The organism is uncultured Thioclava sp., from assembly GCF_913064665.1.
Classification (GTDB): Bacteria; Pseudomonadota; Alphaproteobacteria; order Rhodobacterales; family Rhodobacteraceae; genus Thioclava; species Thioclava arctica.
In genome coordinates this window covers 31,618-54,719 of record NZ_CAJYBT010000013.1, presented here as the reverse complement: position 1 = coordinate 54,719, position 23,102 = coordinate 31,618, and the positions used below count along the sequence as shown (strand labels likewise).

Annotated in this window: 20 protein-coding genes, 1 tRNA gene and 3 pseudogenes; 14 read left to right on the top strand and 10 right to left on the bottom strand. The window is 61.3% G+C overall.

The window, feature by feature from the left end; genetic code table 11:
- The first annotated feature begins 20 nt into the window (after positions 1-20).
- Genes QZ571_RS07615 through QZ571_RS07600 form a run of 4 tightly spaced genes read left to right on the top strand, consistent with a single transcriptional unit; the run spans position 21 to position 4,795 of the window.
- Entirely contained in the window at positions 21-1,256 is a 1,236-nt protein-coding gene (locus QZ571_RS07615) for a carbohydrate ABC transporter permease (protein ID WP_295533108.1), read from the top strand.
- Positions 1,253-2,467, top strand: coding sequence for a carbohydrate ABC transporter permease (locus QZ571_RS07610; RefSeq protein ID WP_295533107.1), 1,215 nt, complete (start codon positions 1,253-1,255; stop codon positions 2,465-2,467). Before QZ571_RS07615 ends, QZ571_RS07610 begins: the two co-directional genes overlap by 4 nt.
- 4 nt (positions 2,468-2,471) lie before the next feature.
- Complete coding sequence (locus tag QZ571_RS07605; RefSeq protein ID WP_295533106.1) at positions 2,472-3,743, top strand: hypothetical protein; 1,272 nt, start codon at positions 2,472-2,474, stop codon at positions 3,741-3,743.
- Between the two features lie 2 nt (positions 3,744-3,745).
- Complete coding sequence (locus QZ571_RS07600; RefSeq protein WP_295533105.1) at positions 3,746-4,795, top strand: ABC transporter ATP-binding protein; 1,050 nt, start codon at positions 3,746-3,748, stop codon at positions 4,793-4,795.
- Positions 4,796-4,841: 46 nt separating this feature from the next.
- Here the strand turns inward: QZ571_RS07600 and QZ571_RS07595 are convergent, their stop codons facing one another.
- The 4 genes from QZ571_RS07595 to QZ571_RS07580 form a co-directional block, all read right to left on the bottom strand.
- Positions 4,842-5,414 (bottom strand): cob(I)yrinic acid a,c-diamide adenosyltransferase, encoded by a 573-nt coding sequence (locus QZ571_RS07595; protein ID WP_295533104.1) that lies wholly within the window; start codon positions 5,412-5,414, stop codon positions 4,842-4,844.
- Entirely contained in the window at positions 5,415-5,618 is a 204-nt protein-coding gene (locus QZ571_RS07590; RefSeq protein ID WP_295533103.1) for a twin transmembrane helix small protein, read from the bottom strand.
- A gap of 60 nt (positions 5,619-5,678) precedes the next feature.
- A complete protein-coding gene (locus tag QZ571_RS07585; RefSeq protein WP_295533102.1) occupies positions 5,679-6,515 on the bottom strand; it encodes an SDR family NAD(P)-dependent oxidoreductase in 837 nt (278 codons plus the stop codon).
- Between the two features lie 118 nt (positions 6,516-6,633).
- Positions 6,634-7,134, bottom strand: coding sequence for an SH3 domain-containing protein (locus QZ571_RS07580; RefSeq protein WP_295533101.1), 501 nt, complete (start codon positions 7,132-7,134; stop codon positions 6,634-6,636).
- A 165-nt stretch (positions 7,135-7,299) separates the two neighbouring features.
- On the opposite strand from QZ571_RS07580, the gene parC reads away from it, so the two are divergent.
- On the top strand, positions 7,300-9,528 hold the full coding sequence (parC, locus tag QZ571_RS07575; RefSeq protein ID WP_295533100.1) for a DNA topoisomerase IV subunit A: 2,229 nt from the start codon (positions 7,300-7,302) through the stop codon (positions 9,526-9,528).
- A gap of 15 nt (positions 9,529-9,543) precedes the next feature.
- On the opposite strand, the gene QZ571_RS07570 is transcribed toward parC, so the two are convergent.
- Together QZ571_RS07570 and QZ571_RS07565 are read right to left on the bottom strand one after the other, a co-directional pair.
- Entirely contained in the window at positions 9,544-10,410 is an 867-nt protein-coding gene (locus QZ571_RS07570) for a tellurite resistance TerB family protein (RefSeq protein WP_295533099.1), read from the bottom strand.
- An 80-nt stretch (positions 10,411-10,490) separates the two neighbouring features.
- Positions 10,491-11,864 carry a cytochrome P450 gene (locus QZ571_RS07565; protein ID WP_295533098.1) on the bottom strand — a complete coding sequence of 458 codons (1,374 nt, stop codon included), beginning with the start codon at positions 11,862-11,864 and terminating at the stop codon, positions 10,491-10,493.
- A gap of 165 nt (positions 11,865-12,029) precedes the next feature.
- Between QZ571_RS07565 and tuf the strand changes: the two genes are divergently transcribed.
- On the top strand, positions 12,030-13,205 hold the full coding sequence (gene tuf / locus QZ571_RS07560) for an elongation factor Tu (protein ID WP_295533071.1): 1,176 nt from the start codon (positions 12,030-12,032) through the stop codon (positions 13,203-13,205).
- 94 nt (positions 13,206-13,299) lie between these two features.
- Here the strand turns inward: tuf and QZ571_RS07555 are convergent, their stop codons facing one another.
- Positions 13,300-13,689, bottom strand: a complete 390-nt coding sequence (locus QZ571_RS07555; RefSeq protein WP_295533097.1) for a VOC family protein — start codon at positions 13,687-13,689, stop codon at positions 13,300-13,302.
- 225 nt (positions 13,690-13,914) lie between these two features.
- On the opposite strand from QZ571_RS07555, the gene QZ571_RS07550 reads away from it, so the two are divergent.
- From QZ571_RS07550 to QZ571_RS07540, 3 genes are all read left to right on the top strand, one after another.
- Complete coding sequence (locus tag QZ571_RS07550) at positions 13,915-14,583, top strand: CatB-related O-acetyltransferase (RefSeq protein ID WP_295533096.1); 669 nt, start codon at positions 13,915-13,917, stop codon at positions 14,581-14,583.
- A 64-nt stretch (positions 14,584-14,647) separates the two neighbouring features.
- On the top strand, positions 14,648-15,634 hold the full coding sequence (locus QZ571_RS07545) for a zinc transporter ZntB (RefSeq protein WP_295533095.1): 987 nt from the start codon (positions 14,648-14,650) through the stop codon (positions 15,632-15,634).
- 158 nt (positions 15,635-15,792) lie between these two features.
- Positions 15,793-15,868: transfer RNA gene (locus tag QZ571_RS07540), tRNA-Trp, on the top strand.
- Positions 15,869-15,947: 79 nt separating this feature from the next.
- On the opposite strand, the pseudogene QZ571_RS07535 reads toward QZ571_RS07540, so the two are convergent.
- Positions 15,948-16,149 (bottom strand): annotated as a pseudogene (locus QZ571_RS07535) (helix-turn-helix domain-containing protein); the annotation flags it as partial.
- Between the two features lie 223 nt (positions 16,150-16,372).
- On the opposite strand from QZ571_RS07535, the gene QZ571_RS07530 reads away from it, so the two are divergent.
- From QZ571_RS07530 to mdoH, 3 genes are read left to right on the top strand one after another with little or no spacing between them, the layout of a single operon-like run.
- A complete protein-coding gene (locus tag QZ571_RS07530; protein WP_295533094.1) occupies positions 16,373-17,386 on the top strand; it encodes a hypothetical protein in 1,014 nt (337 codons plus the stop codon).
- Complete coding sequence (locus QZ571_RS07525) at positions 17,383-17,682, top strand: hypothetical protein (RefSeq protein WP_295533093.1); 300 nt, start codon at positions 17,383-17,385, stop codon at positions 17,680-17,682. Before QZ571_RS07530 ends, QZ571_RS07525 begins: the two co-directional genes overlap by 4 nt.
- A complete protein-coding gene (gene mdoH, locus QZ571_RS07520; RefSeq protein WP_295533092.1) occupies positions 17,675-19,759 on the top strand; it encodes a glucans biosynthesis glucosyltransferase MdoH in 2,085 nt (694 codons plus the stop codon). The genes QZ571_RS07525 and mdoH overlap by 8 nt, the downstream gene beginning before the upstream one ends.
- Positions 19,760-19,906: 147 nt before the next feature.
- Here the strand turns inward: mdoH and QZ571_RS07515 are convergent.
- Both QZ571_RS07515 and QZ571_RS07510 read right to left on the bottom strand, forming a co-directional pair.
- Positions 19,907-20,141, bottom strand: a pseudogene (locus QZ571_RS07515) (IS256 family transposase); the annotation flags it as partial.
- 234 nt (positions 20,142-20,375) lie between these two features.
- Positions 20,376-20,492: pseudogene (locus QZ571_RS07510) on the bottom strand (IS3 family transposase); the annotation flags it as partial.
- A 243-nt stretch (positions 20,493-20,735) separates the two neighbouring features.
- On the opposite strand from QZ571_RS07510, the gene QZ571_RS07505 reads away from it, so the two are divergent.
- Together QZ571_RS07505 and QZ571_RS07500 are read left to right on the top strand one after the other, a co-directional pair.
- Positions 20,736-21,806 (top strand): LacI family DNA-binding transcriptional regulator, encoded by a 1,071-nt coding sequence (locus QZ571_RS07505; protein WP_295533091.1) that lies wholly within the window; start codon positions 20,736-20,738, stop codon positions 21,804-21,806.
- Position 21,807: 1 nt separating this feature from the next.
- A complete protein-coding gene (locus QZ571_RS07500) occupies positions 21,808-23,070 on the top strand; it encodes a sugar ABC transporter substrate-binding protein (RefSeq protein ID WP_295533090.1) in 1,263 nt (420 codons plus the stop codon).
- The last annotated feature ends 32 nt before the right edge of the window (positions 23,071-23,102 follow it).

Here is a 23,102-nt window from a genome sequence, read left to right as displayed (position 1 = left end):
GGGCAAGCCAGGAGACTGTCATGACCGATATTTCGCCGCCCAAAGGGCGCGGCGCGCTGGCGAAACGCGAAGCGCGTCTGGCTTGGGGCCTGCTGTTCCCGACCATCGCGATTGTGTCGCTGGTGGTGATCGTGCCGCTGCTTGCGATATTCTGGATCTCGGTTAAGCCGGTGAAACTGGGTGACCTGCGCCCCGCCGAGATGCGGCTGCGGGTCAGTTTGCGCGAAGCCGGAGCGCAGCCCCAGATCGAGTATCGCGTGATTAACCCGTCGCGCGATCATGCGATCCACGGCGCGGGATTTGACAACACGCTGCCCAAGGGCGTGACCCTGACGGGCGATCTGCCCAAGGGATGTGCGCTGAGCGGGCAGGATTTGCGCTGCGAGTTTGGCGATCTGGCGCCGGCGTTCAATGAGCGCTACCGGATCGACGCGCAGGTCACGGGCGATGCCAAAGCGGCCAATCGTGCGGTGCGCGACAGTGTCTCGGTGGCGCGCGGGCAGGTCGATAACATGCTGACCAACGCCACCTTTACGCTGGAGAATTTCCGCAAGCTGTTTGATGGCAGCGAATTCTGGTCCGTGCTTGGCGTGACGCTGTTTTACACCATCTTTGGCACGCTTGGCGCGCTGCTGGTCGGGCTGTTTGCGGCGCTGTTGCTTAACAAGGATTTTCGCGGACAGGGGATTTTGCGCGGGCTTTACCTGTTTCCCTATGTCGCCCCGGTGATCGCGGTCGCCTTCACATGGATCACGCTGTTCGATCCGTTTTCGGGCTCGGCCAATGCGCTGCTGATCCAGATGGGGGTCAGTCAGGGCGCGATCAATTTCTTTGGGCAAAAGCCGCTGGCGCTGATCATGGTGACGGTGTTTGAAATCTGGCGCTATTTCCCGTTGAGTTTTCTGTTCATCCTTGCGCGGATGCAAAGCATCGACAGCGATATGTATGAGGCGGCCGATATGGATGGGGCCTCGCCGTTCCAGAAATTCTGGTATCTCTCGATGCCGCAATTGCTGGGCATTCTATCGGTGTTGTTCCTGCTGCGCTTCATTTGGACCTTCAACAAATTCGACGACATTTTTCTGCTGACGGGTGGAAATGCGGGCACGCGCACGCTGACCGTCGATGTGTATGAGCAGGCCTTCGCGATCTCAAATATCGGCGCGGGGGCGGCGGTGGCGGTCGTGGTGTTTGGCTGTCTGCTGATCTTTGCGGCGCTCTTTTTCCGCACCATGAGCCGGGAGGAAGGGCTATGAAATTTCTCTACAAAGGCTATCTGACCGGGCCGATCATCGGGGCGCTTTGGGCGGTTGTGATGGCGGTGACTTTGGGCGTCGCGATTTCTTTTGCCACGGGCGAGGCAGCGCGGCCTGCGCTATGGGGCGCGTTGATCCTTGGCGTGGTGACGGGGTTGGTGCATGTGTGGCGCGCCAATCGCTGGTTGAGCCTTGGGGTCGCGGTGGTCGTGGCGCTGGGCGTGTCGGCGATTGGGCTGGGCGCGCTGCAATTTGGTGCGGGCTTCGCGCCGGGCAGCCGTGTCGCGCTCAGCATCGTGCTGGCGGGAATAGTGGCCATACCGCTTAATACGATCCTGAAGGACCTGCCTTTCGGCGCGACAAACCGACATGAATTCGAGGCGGCGGTGATCCGGTTTCTCACCGGGTTCGGCTATCTGTTTTTCACCGCCATCGTGATCATCCCGTTTTACGTGATGGTGATGACCTCGATGAAATCGCAGCAACAGTTGATGCTCAATCCGCTCGATTTCTCGCTGGATCTGTCCAAGGGCTGGCATCTGTTTGACAGCTATTACGAGCTGATGACGAAGTTCCATTTTGGCCGCTACCTGTGGACGAGCTTCTATGTTTCGGTGCTGACGGTGGCGCTGACGCTGCTGTTTTCGGTGCCCGGAGCCTATGCGGTGGCGCGGTTGCGGTTTTCCGGGCGCAAGGTGTTTTCGCGCGGGATTTTGCTGATTTACATGGTGCCGATGATCGTTTTGGCGCTGCCGATCTACATCGCCTATTCGATGGTCGGGCTGCGCAACTCGGTCTTTGGGATCGTGATGATCTATCCGGTCACCACCATTCCGGTCGCGCTTTATATGCTGCAAGGCTATTTCCGGGGCCTGCCGGTCGAGGTCGAAGAGGCCGGCCTGATGGATGGGCTGAGCCGCCTCAAGGTGATCTGGAAAATTACGCTACCGCTGGCGCTGCCCGCGCTGGCCTCGGTCGGTTTGTATGTGTTTATGATTGCGTGGAACGAGTTCCTGCTGGCCTTCATGCTGCTGGACGATCCCAGCAAATTCACCCTCACGCGGGGCATTGCCTCGCTCAATTCCTCCGAGATCCCGCGTCAGCATTTGATGGCGGGCGCAGTGATTGCGACGGTGCCGATCATGGCGCTGTTCCTTGGGTTGGAGCGTTTCATGACCCGCGGCCTGACGGCTGGCGCGGTGAAAGGATAAGATGATGAATACCGAAACTCTGGCCGCTGAAGCTGCGGTCTCTGAACGTAACGCCGAGGCGCGCGCGATCCTGACCGCCAATGATCGCGGTGGCTACACGGTGCCTACGGCGGGGCTGTATCCTTACCAGTGGAACTGGGACAGCGCCTTTGCCGCGCTGGGATTTGCGCAGTTCGATATGACCCGCGCCTGGGCGGAAATCGAGACGCTGTTTTCGGGTCAATGGGATAGCGGGATGGTGCCCCATATCCTGTTCCACAAACCCGATCCGGGCTATTTTCCGGGGCCCGATGTCTGGGGATGCAGCGGGCCGATTGCATCGTCGGGTATCACGCAGCCGCCCGTGGCGCTGAGTTTCGCGACTAGGTTGCTGGCTGCCGATCCGGCGCTGGGGGCTGCGAAATTTGCCGCCCTTTACCCGAAGATGCGCAAATGGGCCGATTGGTTTTTGCGCTGGCGGCGCGATGAGAAAGGCGCGATTTTCGTGATCCACCCGTGGGAATCGGGTCGCGATAATGCGCCTGATTGGGACAATGCGATGGATGCGATCGACCCGCAGGGCGTGGGCCATTACGAGCGCCGTGATACCCAGCATGTCGATGCCTCGATGCGGCCTACGAAATACGATTACGACCGCTATATCTGGCTGGTGAAGCGCGCCAAGGCCTTGGGGTGGGACGACGCTTTGATGGCGCAAGACAACCCGTTCCGGGTGGCCGATCCGACGATGCATTTCACCTTGATGCGCGGCGTGCGCGATTTGCTGGCGGCAGGTGCTGCGCAGGGCTTGGACGTTGATGGTCTGGCCGATCAACTGGCCGCGCTGGAATCCGGCGCCGAGGCTTTGTTCAACCCCGGCATGGGGTATTACGATAGCTATAATTGCGCCAATGGCATTTGGTCGAATGCGCTAAGCAATGCCTCGTTCCTGTGCTGGTTCGGTGGGCTCAAAGCGCCGCAGATGGAGGCGCATCTGGCGCGCGTTCTGGATGCAGCGCCTTATGGCGTGCCCTCGCTTGCGCCGTTCGATCCGCGTTTTGACGCCAAGCGATACTGGCGCGGCCCGACTTGGGCGATGATGAACATGATGATCGGCGAGGGCGCGAGCGAGCAGGGCGTGGCGCTGGGCGAGGAGGTGCGTGCGCGCACGCGCGAGGTGATCGGGAAATACGGGTTTGTTGAATATTTCGACCCGATGACCGGCGCAGCGGCGGGCGGCAAGGCGTTTACATGGACGGCGGCCGTGTGGCTGGCCTGGGCCGGGCAGGAGGGCTGAACATGGGGGCGATCACTCTCAAAGGGGTCGAGAAATGGTTCGGCGAGGCGCAGGTTATCAAGGGCATCGACCTTGAGATTTCCGATGGCGAATTCGTTGTGTTTGTCGGCCCTTCGGGCTGCGGGAAATCCACGTTGCTGCGCATGATCGGCGGGCTGGAAGATACTTCGCGCGGGGCGATCTCGATTGATGGGCGCGACGTGACCGATCAGCCCCCCAGCAAACGCGGGCTGGCGATGGTGTTTCAATCCTACGCGCTGTATCCGCATATGTCGGTGGCCGAAAATATGGGCTTCTCGCTGAAAATGGCGGGGGCGCCCGAAGCGGAGTGGCGCGCCAAGGTCAGTGCGGCGTCAGAAATTCTCAAGCTCGACCCCTATCTGGATCGTCGCCCCAAGGATCTGTCGGGCGGGCAGCGTCAGCGCGTGGCAATCGGGCGCTCGATTGTGCGCGATCCGACCGCTTTTTTGTTTGACGAGCCGCTGTCTAACCTTGATGCCGCCTTGCGCGTCGAGATGCGCCTCGAGATCGCGCGGCTGCATCGCAAGCTGCATCGCACGATGATCTACGTCACCCATGATCAGGTCGAAGCGATGACGCTGGCCGACCGGATCGTGGTGCTGGAATATGGGAAAATCGCACAGGTGGGCAGCCCGCGCGAGCTGTATGAACGCCCCGCCAACCTGTTCGTGGCGCAGTTCATCGGCAGTCCGAAAATGAACGTGATGCCCTGTTCGGCCTCGGCCTCGGGCGGGGGCTATAGTTTGGAAGGCGGGCGCGGGGGCGACAGCGCACCACCAAGCGCCACGCAACTGGGTATCCGGCCCGAACATATCACGCTGGTCGCACCGGGGGACGGGCAATGCGATGGCCGCGTCGATGTGGTGGAATTCCTTGGCGCGGATACGTTCATTCTGTTTGATTGCGGCGCGCTGGGCGCGATCAATGTGCGCGTCGCGGGTGATACCGATCTGGTGCCCGGCGACAGTGTTGGCTTGTCATTCGAGCCTGAAAAGCTGGTGTTTTTCGACAAGGACGGTCTTGCAGTCTAGCCGCTTGCGCCCGCGGGTGAGACGGGCGCAGACGGCTAACCAATCATCACCGGTTCGCGCCGGGAACCCACAGCACGTCATCCTGGCCGTCATTATTGGCGATGCGGGCTGCGACAAAGAACCAGTCTGACAGGCGGTTGAGATATTTCACCGCCCATTCGTTCACGCCCTCGGTGGTGGCAAGCTCGACCGCGCCGCGCTCGGCCCGGCGCGCGACGGTGCGGCACAGGTGAAGATGGGCCGCCAGCGCGGTGCCGCCGGGCAGGATAAAGCTGCGCAGCGGTTCGAGTTTCACGTTCATCGCGTCGATCTCGGTCTCGAGCCTGGTCACCTGCGTTTCGATCATCCGCAAGACCGGATAGCCCGCCTCACCGTCGCGCTCCATTTCAGGGCGCGCGAGATCGGCGCCCAGATCGAACAGGTCGTTCTGGATCAGTGACAGCGCGGCCTGCACCTCGGCGTTGGCATGCAACCGCGCCAGCCCGACAGTGGCGTTGAGTTCATCGACATTGCCATAGGCGGCGACGCGGGGGGAATGTTTCGCCACCCGCGCGCCATTGGACAGCGCGGTTTCCCCGGCATCGCCGGTGCGGGTATAGATGCGATTGAGAACGACCATTCAGCCACCTTTCCGAAGATAGACAAAGAGCAGGATCAGCGCGATCGCCACGGCCTGCGCCGCAATGCGCAAGCGCATCAGCTTGTTGGCGTGCTTGCGGTTGAAATCACCCCCACGCCCGAACCCCGCAATCCCGATCATCAAAATTACCAAGACCGACAGACTGGCCGCAGCTACCAAATAAAACAAAGGGTCGTTTCGCATAGAGTTCCTCTCCCGGTTCCCAAAGACATAGCTGGGACAAGGGCAAATGCGAAAGCTTTTTCACCCTTTCGCGAGCAACCAGTCGAGCGCACGTCCCGGAAGGATGCGCCGCGCCACCCCCATCAGATGAGTCGGGACGGTGATTGCGTAGCGCGGTTTCGGGTTGGGGGCTTCGAGCGCCTTGAGGATCGCGCGCGTCACCGCCGAGGCGGGCAATTCGAACTTGGCGGGGCCGCGGCTTTTGTAAAGCTGGTTAAGCAGGTCGTCTTCATATTGCTGACGACGCGCCGAGTTTTCCCAATCCACCCATTTCTCGAAATGCGTGATCGCGTTCTTGCGGAATTTCGAGGTGATCGGGCCGGGTTCAATCAGGACGATCTTGATACCGGTGTCACGCATCTCAAGACGCAGCACGTCGGTCAGGCCCTCAAGCGCGAATTTCGTGGCCACATAGGCGCCGCGCCAGCGATAGCCGACCATCCCGAGCACGGACGAGCATTGAATGATCCGCCCCTCGCCGTTGTCGCCTTGGGCGCGCATCACCTTGATGGCGCGCGCGGTCAGGTCGTGCAGGCCAAACAGGTTGGTCTCAAATATTTCGCGCAGCGCGCCGGTGGGGATGTCTTCGGCCGCGCCGGGGCAGGCGAAGGCGGCATTGTTGTAAAGCGCATCCAGACGACCGCGGCCGCGCGCGAGAGCCTCGTTGAAGCCCGCCTCGATTGAGGCCGGATCGGCCACGTCGAGTTGGAACGAGATCAGCCCCTCTGCGCGCAGGCGTTCGCAATCTTCTTCCTTGCGGCACGTGGCCAGCACTTTCCAGCCCGCCGCCTTGAGCCCATGGGCTGCGTCGTAACCGATGCCCGAGGAGCAACCGGTAATCAGGATTGTCTTGGCCATCTGTCCCGCCCTATCTGTTCGCCGCCGCAGACACCCGAAAGGGTGCCCTTGGCGGCTCAGCCTCCGGCGGGAGTATTTCGAGCTAGATGAAAAGGCAAGGTTTTGGCGGCGTTGCGCGTCAGTTTGCGGGCGTCAGGAAGCGCGCGGCGACCCAGCCCTCAATGCCGTCGCCTTCGATCTTGATCTGCGCCCAGCCCGATCTTTGCGCGATGACGAGCACCTGTTCGCCGCGCTGGATGCGGTCTAGCGCGCTGTTGGAGGTCGAGGGTCCCGAGCGCACATTGAGCGATTTTGCCGAGACGACCCAGAGGGAGCCGCCCGCGACTTCGGGGGGCTCGGTCGTGCGATATTCGGGTGAGGGTTTGAGCGAAGGGCCGGGCATGCGCGACTTTGCGATGACAGGTGTGACAACGGCAGCGACGGGCACCACTTGGGGTGGCGCTTGTGTCGCAATCTTGTCAGGTGCGTAAAGCGGATCAGGCGTGCTGGCGGTACGCGTCACCTGCGGCTCAGAGTCGCCCCCGATCTGCGCTTTCGCGCCATCATCGGGCATCTCTCGTCCCAGCACAGACAGGGTCACAAACAGCCCCGCAAGCGTGACCAACAGCAGTTTTCCCATAATACCCCCCAGACCCGTGGCAGAATCGGATCACATTTAGTTTATCACATTTTGCTATAGGGCTTCGTTGGGGAATTCCGCAGTTGGCCAAAAAATAGGGCGCCGGGATGTACTGCTTCGTTTTCCCGCTGGACCGGGACGCGGCGCGGCTTTACACCCTAGATCATGAGCAATGATGACGAAAATCCCCTATCCATGGTTTCCGAGCCGCTGAGCCGAGCGATTGGCGAGCGCTATCTGACCTATGCGCTGTCCACCATCATGCACCGGGCGTTGCCCGATGCGCGCGATGGGCTCAAGCCGGTGCATCGCCGCATCCTGTTTGCGATGCGCGAGCTGAAGCTGTCGCCCACCGGGGGCTTTCGCAAATCGGCCAAGATTTCGGGCGATGTGATGGGTAACTATCACCCGCATGGCGATGCTGCGATCTATGACGCGATGGCGCGTTTGGCGCAGGATTTCGCGATGCGCTACCCGCTGGTGAACGGGCAGGGCAACTTTGGCAATATCGACGGCGATAACCCCGCTGCGAGCCGGTATACCGAGGCGCGACTGGCCGCCCCGTCCGAGGCGTTGCTGGATGGTCTGGCCGAGAATTCGGTCGATTTCCGCCCCAATTATGATGGCACGCTGGAAGAGCCGATCGTGCTGCCCGCTGCTTTCCCGAATCTGTTGGCCAATGGTGCCAGCGGTATCGCGGTGGGCATGGCGACGAACATTCCGCCGCATAATCTGGATGAGCTGGTGCAGGCCTGTCTGGCGATGATTGCGAATCCCGCGATCCCCGATGATGATTTGGTCGATCTGATTCCCGGACCCGATTTTCCCACTGGTGGCGTGCTGGTCGAGCCGAAGGAGAATATCCTTGAGGCCTATCGCACCGGGCGCGGGGCGTTTCGGTTGCGCGCGCGTTGGGAAAAAGAGGATCTGGGCCGTGGTCAATGGCAGATCGTGGTCACCGAGATTCCCTATCAGGTGCAGAAATCCAAGCTGATCGAGCGGTTGGCCGAGGTCATCCAGACCCGCAAAGTGCCCGCTTTGGCCGATGTGCGCGACGAAAGTGCTGATGATATCCGCATCGTGCTGGAGCCGAAAACCCGCACCATTGAGCCAGAAATGCTGATGGGGATGTTGTTCAAAAGCTCGGATCTGGAACTGCGCTTTAGCATGAACATGAACGTGCTGATCGACGGGCGGGTGCCCAAGGTTTGCTCGCTCAAAGAGGTGTTGCGTGCCTTCCTTGATCATCGCCGCGAAGTGTTGATCCGGCGCAGCCAGCACCGGATGGACAAGATCGATGCGCGTCTTGAGGTGCTTGAGGGCTATATCATTGCCTTCCTCAACCTTGATCGGGTGATCGAGATCATTCGCTATGAGGATGAGCCCAAAGCCCTGTTGATGGCCGAGTTTGAGCTGTCGGATGTGCAGGCCGAGGCGATTCTGAATATGCGGCTGCGCAGCTTGCGCAAGCTTGAAGAGATGGAGCTGAAACGCGAGCATGAAGCGTTGACGCTTGAGCGCGCCGGGCTTGTGGAGTTGCTGGCCTCGGACAAGCTGCAATGGAAGCAGATCAGCAGCGAGTTGAAGGATGTCGCCAAGAAATTCGGCAAATCCGCGCCCGGTGGCGCGCGCCGCACCGGCTTTGCCGAGGCGGGCGAAGTCGAAGAGGTGCCGATCGAGGCGATGATCGAGCGCGAGCCAATCACCGTGATCCTGTCCAAGATGGGCTGGGTACGCGCGATGAAGGGGCACAATGCGCTGGATGCCGAGGTCAAGTTCAAGGATGGCGACGGTCCGATGTTCGCCATGCATGCCGAGACCACGGATCGTATCGTGCTGATGGGCGCGAACGGGCGGGCCTATACGGTGCTGGGTGCCAATCTGCCCGGCGGGCGGGGCATGGGCGAGCCGGTGCGCCTGATCGTCGATCTGCCCAATGAGGCCGAGGTGACGCATCTGTTGCTGCCCAAGCCGGGCGAGAAATACCTGCTCGCCTCAAGCGATGGCGATGGGTTCATCTGCCCCGGTGAAGAGCTGATCGCGCAGACGCGTTCGGGCAAGCAGGTGCTGAATATGCGCGGCACGGCCAAGACGATGGTGTGCGCCAAGACGAGCGGCGATCATGTCGCCTGTGTTGGTCAAAACCGTAAGTTGCTGGTGTTTGCGCTGGATGAATTGCCCGAAATGGCGCGCGGCAAGGGCGTGCGGCTGCAAAAGTATAAGGATGGCGGGTTGTCAGATGCCACCACCTTCACGCTGGCCGATGGTCTGAGCTGGAAAGATCCGGCTGGACGTACCCGCACCGAACTGGACTTGAGCGAGTGGGCGGGTAAGCGCGCCTCGGCGGGGCGGATGGCGCCGCGCGGTTTCCCGCGCGACAACCGGTTTAACTAGGCGGCTTCCCCGCGCTCAGGTGTAAAGCGGGGGCACGCCAAGCTGGGCGTGGACGTGATTGACCGATTGATGATCCAGCCCAAGCGCCCTTGCGAAGCTGTCCAGATATTGCGCCTCGGTTTGATTATCGAGGTCAATCGCGGTGACCGACATCGTATAGGCCTGCGCCTCAAGCCCGTCGGGAATTTGGCGCGCCAGACCTTGGGCATCCACCGGCGCGGCAAGTTCGTGCTGCACGAAGGCGCGCTCTTCGGGGCTGATATCGCCAAGCTGGCCCATCAGTTTTGTCTCTTCGTCGGCGTCGATCTTGCCATCGGATTTCGCCGCTTGGATCATCGCCTTGAGCATCAGCGCCGCTGCCGCATTCTGCGCCGCGCTGGGCGGGGTTGCGGGTTCGCCGCCATTGGCGAAGGCCGAGTTAAGCTGATCGCCAAAGCTTTGCGTGGGGGCCGCTTGCGCCGAGCCGCCGCCCAACATGCCACCCAGCATCCCGCCAAGACCGCCCGCAGCGCCCCCGGCTGTCAGCGAGCCCAGCAAATCGCCCAAGCCGCCAGAGGACGCGCCACCGCTGCCCCCCGTCAACTGGCCCAGCAGATCGCCCAAGCCGCCGCTGGTCTGGCCGCGTGGCGAGGACCGGGTGGCGATGGTGCGTGATCCGGCACCGCTGAGGCTTTCGAGCAAGCCGCCCAAGCCGCCTGCGGGCCCGGCGCTGCCCGAGGCGCTTGATCCGCCCAGCAGCGAGCCCATCATATCCGCAAGCCCGCCTCCGCCCGAGGTGCGGGCGCTGGACGTGCCGGCGGAGGCGCTGCGCCCCATGCTTGAGACGCCTTTGGCGACGGCAATGCCGATTGCCACTTTCGCGAGTGTTCCGACCAGAGACATTTTGTTCCCCCTGTAAAGTTTTACGGGGGAACTTTACCCGCCGTGACGCGCAGGGATATGGGAAAAACTTCGCAATCTACTCACATCGCTTGGACAGTGAGCCAGATGCCGCCCTTGGGCCGCGTTGTGATAATCATCTCGGGGACCGGATCTTTTCCCGGCACGGCGGTGAACGCAAAGCGCGACAGCAGCGTGGCCAGAATGATCCCGGCCTCTTGCAGCGCGAACCCCGCGCCGATGCAAATGCGCGGCCCCGCGCCAAAGGGCAAAAAGGCGTAGCGGTCATGGGTCGGGGTGGCAAAGCGTGCGGGGCGAAACGCATCCGGTTCGTCCCACAGCGCGTGGTGGCGATGTAGCGCATAGATCGGCAGCATCACTGTATCGCCGCGCCGCACCTCGCGGCCCAGCAGGCGGTCGGGCTTTTGTGCGGTGCGCGAGAGGAACCCGGCGGGGGGGTAAAGGCGCAGGCTTTCCTGCACGATCTGTTGGATCAGGGGCATTTTGTCCAAGTCCTCGACGCTTGCCACTCGCCCCCCCAACACCGCTTGCGCCTGCTCGCGCGCGGCGGTCTGGATGGCAGGATCGAAAGCGCAGAGATAAAGCGCCCAAGCCAGCGTCAGCGCGGTCGTTTCATGCCCCGCCACGATGAAGGTCAGCAGATTGTCTCGCAGCTCAGCGGCATTAAGCGCGCGCCCGGTTTCAGGATCGCTTGCGCCTTTGAGCAGGTCCAGCAGGTCGGGCAGTGGTTTCGCGCGGCCGCTGTCGCGTGCGGCGATGGCGGCATCGGCATGGCGCTTTAGCTCGCGCACGATATGGGCCGAGGCGATGCGATGCGGACGCGGCACCCAGCCGGGCAGGGCGAAAAAATCGAGCAGCGAGACCTTGGCGGTGCGCGCAATATAGGCGTCGATCGCGCGATGGATCGCGGCACGGTCAAACCCCTCATCGCCCGAGAAAGTGACCTCAGAGATCACTTCGAAGGTCGCAGTGACCATTTCCTGATGCAGATCGACCGCGCGCCCGGTCCCGGCATGTTGGCCGATGCGAGCAACGCTCGCTTGGGCTGCGGCCTGCATGACCGGGGCCAGCGCTTGCATGTTGCGCAGCGCGAAAACCGGCGCGGCGGCGCGGCGCTGCCAGCGCCATTCCGCGCCTTCGGCGACAAACAGCCCCTTACCGACCGCCGGGCCAAGGATCAGCTTCGTCACGACCGATTTGGGATAGTCCTCGACGCGGTCCTTGAGGATATGGCGCGCGGCGTCCGGGTCCATCACCATATGCCAACGCGCCCCGGTATTGCCCGAAATGATCGGCGCATATGTGGCCAATTCTGGTATGATTTCCAGCAGGTTGCGCCGTGCGGCGCGCAGGCTGGCGACAATGCCCAGCGGTTTGCGCCCAAGTGGGGCGCGCGCGGGAAGCCGCAGCGGGGCAGTGGGTGTGACGTGATCCATCTTGCGAAGGTAGGCGTGCGCGCGCGATTGCGCAAACTTTCCACGGGGCCAGATGGTGGATTTCGACGATCCGGGCTTGATTTTTTCCCGCCAGCGCAATAGGTAGCGCGCGATATTGACTCGGGCCCGCGCTAGCGGCCCCCTAAAGCAGAGGCGCCCCGCGAGATGGCAAAGGAAAAGTTCCAACGTAACAAACCGCACGTCAACATCGGCACGATTGGCCACGTTGACCACGGCAAGACGACGCTGACGGCGGCGATCACCAAGTATTTTGGTGACTTCAAGGCCTATGACCAGATCGACGGCGCGCCCGAAGAAAAGGCACGTGGCATCACGATCTCGACCGCTCACGTTGAGTATGAGACCGAAGCCCGTCACTACGCCCACGTCGACTGCCCCGGCCACGCTGACTATGTGAAAAACATGATCACCGGTGCGGCGCAGATGGACGGCGCGATCCTCGTGGTGAACGCTGCTGACGGCCCGATGCCCCAAACGCGCGAGCACATCCTGCTCGGTCGTCAGGTCGGCATCCCGACGATGGTTGTTTACATGAACAAGGTCGATCAGGTTGATGACGAAGAGCTGCTCGAGCTGGTCGAAATGGAAATCCGCGAGCTGCTGAGCTCGTATGATTACCCCGGCGACGATATCCCGATCGTGCGTGGTTCGGCTTTGGCCGCCCTCGAAGGTCGTGATCCGGAAATCGGCGAGAACTCGATCAAGGCGCTGATGGAAGCTGTCGACGCTTGGATCCCGACGCCCGAGCGCGCCGTGGACCAGCCCTTCTTGATGCCGATCGAGGATGTGTTCTCGATCTCGGGTCGCGGCACGGTTGTGACCGGCCGTATCGAGCGTGGCGTTGTCAACGTTGGCGACGAACTGGAAATCGTTGGTATCAACGACACCAAGAAAACGACCTGCACGGGCGTGGAAATGTTCCGCAAACTGCTGGATCGTGGTGAAGCTGGCGACAACATCGGCGCACTGCTGCGCGGCATCGACCGTGAGGGCGTTGAGCGTGGTCAGGTTCTGTGTAAGCCGGGTTCGGTGAAGCCGCACACCAAGTTCGAAGCTGAGGCCTATATCCTCACCAAAGAAGAGGGTGGCCGTCACACGCCGTTCTTTGCGAACTACCGTCCGCAGTTCTACTTCCGCACCACGGACGTCACCGGCACCGTTAACCTGCCCGAGGGCACGGAAATGGTCATGCCGGGCGACAACCTGAAGTTCGAAGTCGAACTGATCGCACCGATCGCCATGGAAGACGGTCTGCGCTTCGCCATCCGCGAAGGCGGCCGCACCGTCGGCGCCGGCGTGGTGTCGAAAATCCTCGCTTGATCGCGATCACTTGCTAACGAAAGGGCCGCCCGGTTGGGCGGCCCTTTTGCGTTGGGGGGTGTGGAACCTCGCTGCCGTTCGGGGCATGGGGGACTTAACCCCAAGACGCATTTTGCAAGACGACACGATACCCATCGGGGTCTTCAAAAGTGCGTCCTAGAATATCCCAATAGGGGTTGAACGACGTGACAGGCGCGAACCCAACGTCTTGCATCCGCTGAACCGCTTGCTTCCATTCGCGCGTGTCGGGCAGGTAGAAGACTATCAGGTTGTCTTTGGTCGGCGCTCGACCTGCTAGGTGCCCGAAGTTTTTTGTAAATTCAAAATGATAGGGCAGCTCGGGATCGCCGACCATCAGGCCGTCAAAGCCGCTATGGTCCGAAAATTCGGCAAGAACCTTTAAACAAAGGCCATCGATGTAAAAGGGTTTCAGCGCCTCGATGTCATCAGTCGGACGCGCGATGCGCAACTTTGCGATTGTCATAGAGGGCTCCACTGTTTTGGATCACGAGACGTTTTTCCAACCTCAAATCCACTTCCGATCAAGAGCTTATTTTCCAGTAGATGCGGGCGCGAAGCAGTCATTCCCCGTCCCCAACTGGCGCAGCGCCTTGAAATCCGCTAACCTGAGCGCACACCGATGGAGGCTGCGATGGCCAAGACCCTTTTCTGATCCCGTTCCCGTAACCCGATCCGAAAGAGGCTGTTCATGTCTGACTATCCGCTGCCCCAGCGCTTTCCTGCACCCGAGACCCGCAATCCTGTGATCCTGCCCGATGGCACGCCGCACGCACCGACCGTGTTCCTGCAGGCGGTGATCGACCATCCCAATATCGCGGTCGGGCCCTATGCCTATTACAGCCCGCATGCGCCCGAGCCCGATCCGGCGGCGGTGCTGGCGCCCTATCTGTATCCCGGTGCGCCCGAGCGGCTGGTGATCGGTCCCTTCGCGCAGATCGCCCACGGAGTGGTGTTCATTACCGCATCGGCCAATCATCCGATGGGCGGGATCACCACCTATCCGTTTCGGATATTCGATATGCCCACGGCGCAGAAATATCGCGATGAAAATGCCGCGATTGGGGATACGGTGATTGGCCCCGATGTCTGGCTTGGCTTTGAGGCGCGCGTGATGGCGGGGGTCACGATCGGGGCGGGGGCGATCGTGGCGGCGGGCGCGGTGGTGAGCCGCGATGTGCCGCCTTACGCGATTGTCGCGGGCAACCCGGCGCGGCTGGTGCGGATGCGCTTTGCGCCCGATCAGGTGACCCGGCTGTTGGAGCTGGCGTGGTGGGACTGGCCGGTGGCCTCGATCCGCGCCGCGCTGCCCGCCCTTGAGGCGGGCGATGTCGCAGCCCTAGCGCAGTTTCGCCCCTAAGCGCGCTTGCACTGGCGGGCTTCTGCGCTAGGATTTGCGAAATCATAAGGTTAGCCTGCGCCCGATGACCAACAGCCCGATCCTGTATTCCCATTTTCTTTCTGGCGCGCCCGATCCCGACGGGCCTGTCGATATCGTTGCGGCCCTGCGCGATGAGCGGCTGGCCTGGGCGCATCTGGATGGCACCCATCCCGACGCGCAGCACTGGATTCGCGAAGAGCTGGATTACCTTGATCCGCAGGCGGTCGAGGCGCTGGTGGACGTCAACACGCGCCCGCGGATGAGCCTTGTGGGCGATGGGGTGCTGGTGATCTTGCGCGCGATCAACTTCAACGAGGGCGAAGACCCCGAAGATATGGTCTCGCTGCGGATGTATCTGGACACGCAGCGAATCCTGACGATTTCCCGCAAGCGGGTACGCGCTGTCGAGCGGATGAATGAGGCCTTGCGCGAGGGCACCGGGCCGCTGGATGCGGGCGCGTTTCTGGTGCGTATGACCGAAGATATCGTGGGCAATATCAACGTGTTTCAAAGCGATCTGGACGCGCATGCCGAAGAGTTGGAGGATCGGGTCTTTGGCGGGCAGGGGGATCATGTGCGCCATGATGTGCTGGATTTGCGCCTCAAGGTGATCGCGGCGCGCCGCTATCTGGGGCCGCAACGTGACGTGCTGATCAAGGTGTCACAGGCGCAATCCCCGATCATCGACGCGGTTACACGGCGCGAGATCGAGGAAGAGGCGTTCAAGATGACGCGGATTGCCGAGGATATGGATGAGCTGCGCGATCAGGCGCAGGTGCTGCGCGAGGAGCTGTCGAGCCAGCTGTCAGACCGGGTCAACCGGAACACGTTCGTGATGTCGGTGGTGACGTCGATCTTTCTGCCGCTGGGCTTTTTGACCGGGCTGTTCGGGGTCAATCTGGGCGGCATGCCGGGGCTGCAATCGCCTGTCGCCTTTGGTCTTTTGGTGGTGGGCTGCGTGGTGCTGGTGATTGCTCAGCTTGGCGTGATGGGATTGGTGCGCTGGGTGCTGCGCCGCGCCGTGCGCTAGGCGAGTCGCCGTGGTTTGCGGCGTTCTGAGGGCGGCACACCCCCGCAGCTTTGGACAAAAACGGGCCTGCGCAGGGCGTGCGGCGAAAGCTTCGCGCGATTTGCGCAAATCGCTCTTGATTTCGCCTGCGCGCTGGCTTAGCAACCGCCGCACGGCATAGGGGTATAGCTCAGTTGGTAGAGCATCGGTCTCCAAAACCGAGGGTCGTGGGTTCGAGTCCCTCTGCCCCTGCCAATGAAAATTGACGATTTTTCATTGGCCAAGTCGTATATCCGAGACAGTTGGGCGTTTGGTTGGGGGAATTTGGCCCCACTGGCGTCCTATTGGCGTGACGTTTGGGGATCGGGGGTGCGTTGATCAGCCCTGCTTCACCGCGCTCGGAATAGGCTTTGCGCCATCGGTAAAAACGCGTCCTGCAAATCCCAAAAATTGCGGCACGCCTTGGCGACGTGCCCGATATTCTTAGCATACTGAACAATCCGCAATTTGCGCTGAAACCAGCCCCCCACCCCCACAAAAATGCACCTCACGAAAGACTGAACAACTCTCGCTGGAAACGGGCCAAGGCACATCCTAAGGTTGTTCGAGCTTGGATGTCGCACAAGGTTAGTGCGGCTACGGGTGAGGCATCAGAGCACTACAAGAAATCGTTAAAGTTCAAGCGCAATCCATCCTACAGGGCAATCCTCATCCATGCTAAAAACACTCTTTCGCAGCAGGCTCTTTTGGCTTGTCTTCATGCTGCCGAATAGCCTTGTTCTGGGCTATTTCGGCCTTTTCGCCGCTCCGGTCTATGTCTCCGAGGCGAGCTTCGTCGTGGACCAGTCCGGCGCACGTCAGGCCCCGAGCCTCAGCAGCATCCTGTCCCAGGCGGATTATTCGCTTGGCGGCGCGGATCTGGTCAAGAGCTACATCCGTTCCCCCGCCTCGATCGAGAGCCTGAACTCGTCGTTGGACTTGCGAAAGGCCTACGCGGCACCGCGCGGCGATTTCGCCCAACGCTTTGGCGGCCTGCTTCATCCCGTCACCACTGACATTGGCCTGCAACGCTACATGCGCGGCCGGATCTCGGACACGATCAACCAGAAAAGCAGCGTCAGCACGCTGAAGGTAGCCGCTTATTCGCCTGCCGACGCCCGGAAGATCGGCAAGACGGTGCTGAGCCAGAGTCTTGAGGTCATCAACTCGCTCAACAAGCAGCGTGTCGATCAGGTTGCGACGGTCGCGCACAGTAATGTCGAGGTGGTGAAGGCCAAGCTCGCCACACTCGAGTCCGAGATGCTGGCGGCGCGTTCGAAGGGCGCGGTTTTCAGCCCCAAGGCGGACGCCCAGCAGGTTCAGGACCTGATCGAAGCGGTGCAGAAGGAAGTGCTCAAGAAAGAAGCACAGCTTCAGTATCTGCAGGAAAAGACCCCGGACAGCGTGCAGATCCCCGAGTTGCAATTCCAGCTGAACTACATGCGAAAGAAGATCAAGAATCTGAATGCCGAGCTGAGCGGGTCGGGCAACTCCATTTCGAGCAGCGACCTGAAGATCTCCTCGATCAAGTCGGCGGGCCAGATCACCGAGAAACTGCTTCTGTCAGCGCGCGAGGCCGAACAGGCCGCCCGCGTGAATGCCGCGAAGTCGGATTACTTCATTGAGGTTCTGAGTCCGCCAAGTCTGCCGGATCAGCCCGATTACACCGGCGAAGTCTGGATCATTCTGGGAACCCTTCTCGCCTCCCTCCTCGTCTGGAGTTTCCTGAGATGAGCAAGAATGCCCCCGATCTGCAGCAAGCCAGCGCAATGGTGGAAGAGCTGCATCAGCGCTATGCGAAAATGCTCGACGTCGACAGATCAATCGCGGCGGCGTTGTTTCCCTCCGAAACCAGAAGCTGGCAGGCCACGTCGGAGCGCATCAAGATCGCAACCGGGATGAGCCATGGTCGGCTGAACGAGGTGAGCGCGGCACAGGTCCGGCGCAGCGTGGTGGTGGCGCGCCCGATGGAACGTTCGATCGGCGCGGCGCTGAAGCGCAAGATCCGGCGGATGATCGAGGATGACTAACGAGCCGCCCGCCTGGGAGGCGGAAGCCCGCCGCCGACGCCGCCTGCTCGGTCTACTCTCGGGCGGGTCCATCTGCCTCGTCGGCTGGACGATCGCCAGCGCCCTGATCGACAGCACGCTTCCGGTTGCCGTCTCGCTTGCCTTCTTCACCTGCTACATGACGCTCTATGTCTGGATCGCCATTGGCTTCTGGACTGCCATCGTCGGCGCGGTCCGGCTGCTGCGCACGCACGGCGACGACCGATGGCACCCGCGCCGCAACAGGCGCGCGCCCGCTCCTGGCACCCGCGTCGCGGTGCTGTTCCCGGTCTATCACGAGGATATGCCCCGGGTTCTCGCCGGGCTGGAGGTGCTGATCCGGACATTGCGGAAGACCCCGGATTTCGACCTGTTCGATTTCTACGTCCTCAGCGACAGCCGCAACGCGGATGCCTGGGCGCGGGAGCAATTGCTACCCTTTCTCTTCGCGCAGGAACAGGACCTGACCGCGCGGCTCTTTTACCGCCCCCGAGGCATGAATCAGCATTCGAAAAGTGGCAACACCTCGGACTGGCTGCGCAGGCACGGCGCCGATTACGACTACATGGTCATCTTCGATGCGGATTCGATCATGGATGGCGCCAGCATCTCGGAGATGCTGCGCATCATGGAAGGCAACCCGAAGCTCGGCCTGATCCAGACCCAGCCCATCGCCGTGCTACGCGACACCATGTTCGGACGGCTCCAGCAATTCGCCGGCCGGGTCTACGGCCCGCTCTTCTCGGCCGGGCTGCAATACATCCAGATGGGCGACGGCCACTATATCGGTCACAACGCTATCATCCGCATTGGGGCCTTCATCGACGCCTGCGGCTTGCCCATCCTGCCCGGCCGCCAGCCCTTCGGCGGGCATCTGCTCAGCCACGATTTCGTGGAGGCGGCTCTGATGGCGCGCGGCGGCTGGGAAGTCTGGTTCATGCCCGAGATCCAAGGCTCCTACGAAGAAATCCCACCGACGCTGATCGACGAGCTCGGCCGAGACCGCCGCTGGGCCCAGGGCAATACCCAGCATCTCGGCATCCTCCTGATGGACAATCTGAAATCGGTCCACCGCTTCCTGTTCCTCAACGGCGCGATGGGGTTTCTGGCGGCGCCGATCTGGGCGCTGTTCATCCTGATGAACATCGCCCTCTTCATCGGCATCAACCGCGCGAATACGGGCCTCTCGATGGTCGAGTTCGTGATCTCCTTGCCGCGAATCCCGGTCTGGATCGGGGCGCTGACACTGACCTTCCTGTTCCTGCCCAAGTTCCTGTCCGTCGCCGTGCTTGCCAGACGGGGCGAGGCGAAGCATTACGGCGGCGTTGACAAGCTACTTTGCGGCGTCATCGTCGAAAGCGTCGCCTCGATCCTGATTGCCCCGGTCAAGATGCTGTTCCATTCGCTCTTCGTCATCCGCGCGCTGGCCGGGTCAAGTGTGAAATGGGGCGTTCAGACACGCGACGACCGCGGGCTGAGCTGGGCCGATGCCTGGCACGCCTTCGGAACGACCTCCTTTATCGGCCTCACCGTCTGGCTGGGGCTCTACTGGCTGGTCTCCTCCTCGAATATGATGGGGGCGCTCGCGACGATCGGTCTCGATCCGCGTGGGGCCTCGATCCTCCTGTGGTTCAGCCCAGTGCTCGGTGGGATGACCTTTTCGGTTCCCATGGCGGTGCTGACCTCGAGCCTGAGGGTTGGGCGCTGGCTGCGTGGACGCTCGATCTTCGCGATCCCTGAAGAGACGTTGGGCACGCCCCTTCTTGACCTGCGGCCGTTCTCTGACCCGCGCCTCGAAGGGGTGGACGTCTTCACCCGCGTCGTCGTCGATCCGCAGATCAACGCGATTCATATCGGGCTTCAACGCCTGCGGGCGCCCACCGACGCCCAGTCGCGCGCCCTCGACAAGGCGCTGAGCGACGGCCCGGCCGCGCTCTTGGATTCTGAGAAGACCTTGCTTTTGCGCCACGCGGGCGCAATGGAGCGCCTGCATCGCGAAGCCTGGCTGGACGCGGCGCGCGGCGACCGCTGGAAGGTTAGGGAAATGGTCGCCGGCTGAGCGCTGTCGTCTCGCTGGCAGTGTCATTTGTGGACGGCCCCGGTTTTGCATCAGTTCTCGCTCTGTCAAAGGAAGCGGTCTTGAGGTGGGGCGAAAATGTCCCGCGCGATGTTGAACAACGCGTGGGTGGGGCTGCGTGGTTGACGGTTAGGCGGCCGCTGTGAATCCGGGAAACGGAGGTCCTGGCGTCCTTTTGGCGGCCCCTCTCAAGCGCGCCTTGTGGATGGGTGGCTGATTGTGGGCCTTGAGGCGGCGAAAGCCCTTGGCGGCCTCAAATATGCCGACGGCGATTCAGCGCAAGGTCCGTCTTCGCGTTCCGCCACTGCTTCACGTTGCGGCAGACCTGGCGGATCACGCTGTTCATCGACGCGATGATGTTGGTAACCGGATCTCGGTGCCGATGTTCGGCTTTGTTTCTCGGATCAAGGTGTATGCTGCGAGCATCCGGGAAAGCGGCACGGGGAGCACGAATGTGCGGGTAGTGCGTCGCAGGTCAAGAGGCCAACGACCGTAGCGACTCGCCTTAGCTCTCAAGCTGCCCGATCTTAGAAACGGGCCGCTTATCGTTCATGCGCCTAACTTGGAAGCGGGAATGGCTGATCTTTCTGGAGGATCGGCTTAGCGTCGACATGCCGACACCCAGATCGTCAGTCCCCTGCGGACGCGTCTGCCCACTGGTCAACGCGATCCGCACCGCATTTTGGGGGAATTCGTCCGTTCTCCCATGTCCCATCGCTCGTCTCCTTTGTTGCAGTAAATGCTATCAAAGGGGCGGCATCGACCCGTGACAGGTCCAACGAGTGCCGAATATGCCCGTCACCCAGTCTCAGCTAGGTACCTTGCGCTGTAGCTGCGTTGCTTGACTTTGCGCAGTCATACGACGATTGACATCGATGTCATTGAGTCGTATGACATCGATGTCTTTTTGATCATGCGCGATCGAATGTGCAGATAGAACGCGGCAAGGGGGAAGACTTTGGCCACAATATACGATGTTGCGAAAGTGGCGGGCGTTTCGCCAAAGACGGTCTCGCGAGTGGTCAACGGTGATGCGCCCGTGGGCGAGAAGACGCGTGCAAAGGTTGAGGCGGCGATCCGCAGTCTCGAATATGTGCCCTCCAGCGCGGCGCGGATGATGCGTTCGAACCGTTCGGGGTTGATTGGTGTGATCACTGGCGCGATCGCGCGCACCGCGGAGTTGTCAGATCCCAAGGGCCTGCCGGACCTGTTTATCGTCCAGGGGATCCAGCAAATCATCGCGCAGCAGGATCTGACCTTGATGATCGCAGATACTGGCGGCAGCTTCGAAAAAGTTCCCTCTCTGATCCGGACGTTTCAGCAGTATCGGGTCGAGGGGCTGATCTATGTCGCGGATTATCACAAGCAGGTCGCGTTTGATCCGGTGCCGCAAGGCTGTCCGCTGGTTCTGGCCAATTGCTATGATGCGTCAGGGACGCCCGCCGTCGTGCCTGACGACCAAAGTTGCCAAAAATCGCTGGTCGAGCGCCTGATTGCGCATGGGCATCGCCGGATCGGTTATTTGACATTGGATCAGGACATGCTGGCCACGCCCTTGCGCGTCGCGGGGTATCGCGATGCGCTGCAGGCCGCGGGGGTCGAGTTTGATCCCGAGCTTGTCGCGACTGGGTACAAAATGACCGACGGGCCCTCGCATGAATGGCTGGGCGCGGCGTTGGACCGAATGCTTGCGCTGCCCAATCGGCCAAGCGTGATCTGCTGTGGCAACGATGAGATGGCGATGCGACTCTACGGGCTGTTGCGCACGCGAGGCATCCGTGTCCCCGAAGAAATCTCGGTCGCCGGTTTCGACAATTACCGCACCATTGCCGAAACCTTGTACCCGTCGCTCAGCACGGTCGAGCTGCCCTATGCGGAGATGGGGCGTCGTTCGGCCGAGCTTTTGTTGTCCCTGATCTCGGAGGAGGCGCCCCCTCCGCACGATCCCGTGCGGGTGCCGGGGGGCGTATTCTGGCGCTCTTCCGTGATTGATCTCGAACCCGATCGCCAGACATCCAAGGGAGGATGACATGAAACTCTTCAACGTGACAGCCGGGGCGGTGATCGCCGCCACCGGGCTGTACAATGCTGCCTTTGCGACGACCACGCTTTCGATTTGGTATCACGGCGCGGGCAACAAGGTGGAAAGCAAGATCATCAATCAGATCATCGATGATTTCAACGCGAGCCAGTCAGACTGGAAGGTTGCGCTCGAGAGCTTTCCGCAAAACAGCTACAATGACTCGGTGACCGCCGCGGCACTGGCCGGCAAGCTGCCTGACATCCTCGATATGGACGGGCCGATCATGCCAAACTGGGCTTGGTCGGGCTATTTGCAGCCGCTGCCGATCCCTGAGGATCATTTCAAAAACTTCCTGCCCGGCACCAAGGGCATCTATGATGGCAAGCTCTATTCGATCGGTCTGTGGGATGCGGCAGTGGTGCTTTACGCCCGCAAGTCGACGCTGAAGGAGCTTGGTCTGCGCACTCCGACGCTGGACAAGCCTTGGACCAAAGATGAATTTGACCACGCCCTGCAGGCTGCGAAATCCAGTGCCAAGTTCGATTACGCCATCGATCTTGGCATGTCGGATAAGTCGGAGTGGTATACCTATGCGTTTTTGCCGTTTCTTCAAAGCTTCGGTGGCGGACTTGTCGATCGCAAGACCTACGACACGGCCGAGGGCGCTTTGAATGGCGATGCTGCGATCGCTTGGGGCAACTGGTGGCAGTCGCTGTTCAAAGACAAACTTGCGCCGGGCACCAGTCAGGATCCGGCCGATCATGAAAACGGCTTCATCGACGGGAAATATGCCTTTTCGTGGAATGGCAACTGGAACGCGGTCAAGACGATGGCCAAGGTCGATGATGTCGAGTTTCTGCCCGCGCCCGATTTCGGGCAGGGCCCGACCATTGGCGCGGCCTCGTGGCAATTCGGAATTTCGGCGAGCTCGCAGCATCCCGACGGCGCGGCTGATTTCATCAAATTCGCGACTCAGGACAAGTATCTGGCGGAATTCTCGAACGCGATTGGCCTGATACCGGCCACTGCCTCTGCCGCCCAGATGACCGATAATTACAAGGATGGCGGCGCGCTATCGGTGTTCTTCAACCTGTCCAAGGCGCAGGCCAAGAAACGTCCGGTAACGCCAGGCTATGTCGTGGAGTCGAAGGTGTTTCAGAAGGCCGCGGCTGATATCGCCGATGGCGCTGGGGTGACTGACACGCTGGATGCTTCGGTCGATCAGATCGACGCCGATATCAAGCGCAACGATGGCTACAAGAAAAACTAAGCCCTGCGCCTGCGGAAGGACACGGGCCACCC

What these genes read in the sequence shown, in the direction of transcription:
- QZ571_RS07615 (WP_295533108.1), top strand. Translation starts at nt 21, where the DNA reads ATGACCGATATTTCGCCGCCCAAAGGGCGCGGCGCGCTGGCGAAACGC.
- QZ571_RS07610 (WP_295533107.1), top strand. Translation starts at nt 1,253, where the DNA reads ATGAAATTTCTCTACAAAGGCTATCTGACCGGGCCGATCATCGGGGCG.
- QZ571_RS07605 (WP_295533106.1), top strand. Translation starts at nt 2,472, where the DNA reads ATGAATACCGAAACTCTGGCCGCTGAAGCTGCGGTCTCTGAACGTAAC.
- QZ571_RS07600 (WP_295533105.1), top strand. Translation starts at nt 3,746, where the DNA reads ATGGGGGCGATCACTCTCAAAGGGGTCGAGAAATGGTTCGGCGAGGCG.
- QZ571_RS07595 (WP_295533104.1), bottom strand. Translation starts at nt 5,414, where the DNA reads ATGGTCGTTCTCAATCGCATCTATACCCGCACCGGCGATGCCGGGGAA.
- QZ571_RS07590 (WP_295533103.1), bottom strand. Translation starts at nt 5,618, where the DNA reads ATGCGAAACGACCCTTTGTTTTATTTGGTAGCTGCGGCCAGTCTGTCG.
- QZ571_RS07585 (WP_295533102.1), bottom strand. Translation starts at nt 6,515, where the DNA reads ATGGCCAAGACAATCCTGATTACCGGTTGCTCCTCGGGCATCGGTTAC.
- QZ571_RS07580 (WP_295533101.1), bottom strand. Translation starts at nt 7,134, where the DNA reads ATGGGAAAACTGCTGTTGGTCACGCTTGCGGGGCTGTTTGTGACCCTG.
- parC (WP_295533100.1), top strand. Translation starts at nt 7,300, where the DNA reads ATGAGCAATGATGACGAAAATCCCCTATCCATGGTTTCCGAGCCGCTG.
- QZ571_RS07570 (WP_295533099.1), bottom strand. Translation starts at nt 10,410, where the DNA reads ATGTCTCTGGTCGGAACACTCGCGAAAGTGGCAATCGGCATTGCCGTC.
- QZ571_RS07565 (WP_295533098.1), bottom strand. Translation starts at nt 11,864, where the DNA reads ATGGATCACGTCACACCCACTGCCCCGCTGCGGCTTCCCGCGCGCGCC.
- tuf (WP_295533071.1), top strand. Translation starts at nt 12,030, where the DNA reads ATGGCAAAGGAAAAGTTCCAACGTAACAAACCGCACGTCAACATCGGC.
- QZ571_RS07555 (WP_295533097.1), bottom strand. Translation starts at nt 13,689, where the DNA reads ATGACAATCGCAAAGTTGCGCATCGCGCGTCCGACTGATGACATCGAG.
- QZ571_RS07550 (WP_295533096.1), top strand. Translation starts at nt 13,915, where the DNA reads ATGTCTGACTATCCGCTGCCCCAGCGCTTTCCTGCACCCGAGACCCGC.
- QZ571_RS07545 (WP_295533095.1), top strand. Translation starts at nt 14,648, where the DNA reads ATGACCAACAGCCCGATCCTGTATTCCCATTTTCTTTCTGGCGCGCCC.
- QZ571_RS07530 (WP_295533094.1), top strand. Translation starts at nt 16,373, where the DNA reads ATGCTGCCGAATAGCCTTGTTCTGGGCTATTTCGGCCTTTTCGCCGCT.
- QZ571_RS07525 (WP_295533093.1), top strand. Translation starts at nt 17,383, where the DNA reads ATGAGCAAGAATGCCCCCGATCTGCAGCAAGCCAGCGCAATGGTGGAA.
- mdoH (WP_295533092.1), top strand. Translation starts at nt 17,675, where the DNA reads ATGACTAACGAGCCGCCCGCCTGGGAGGCGGAAGCCCGCCGCCGACGC.
- QZ571_RS07500 (WP_295533090.1), top strand. Translation starts at nt 21,808, where the DNA reads ATGAAACTCTTCAACGTGACAGCCGGGGCGGTGATCGCCGCCACCGGG.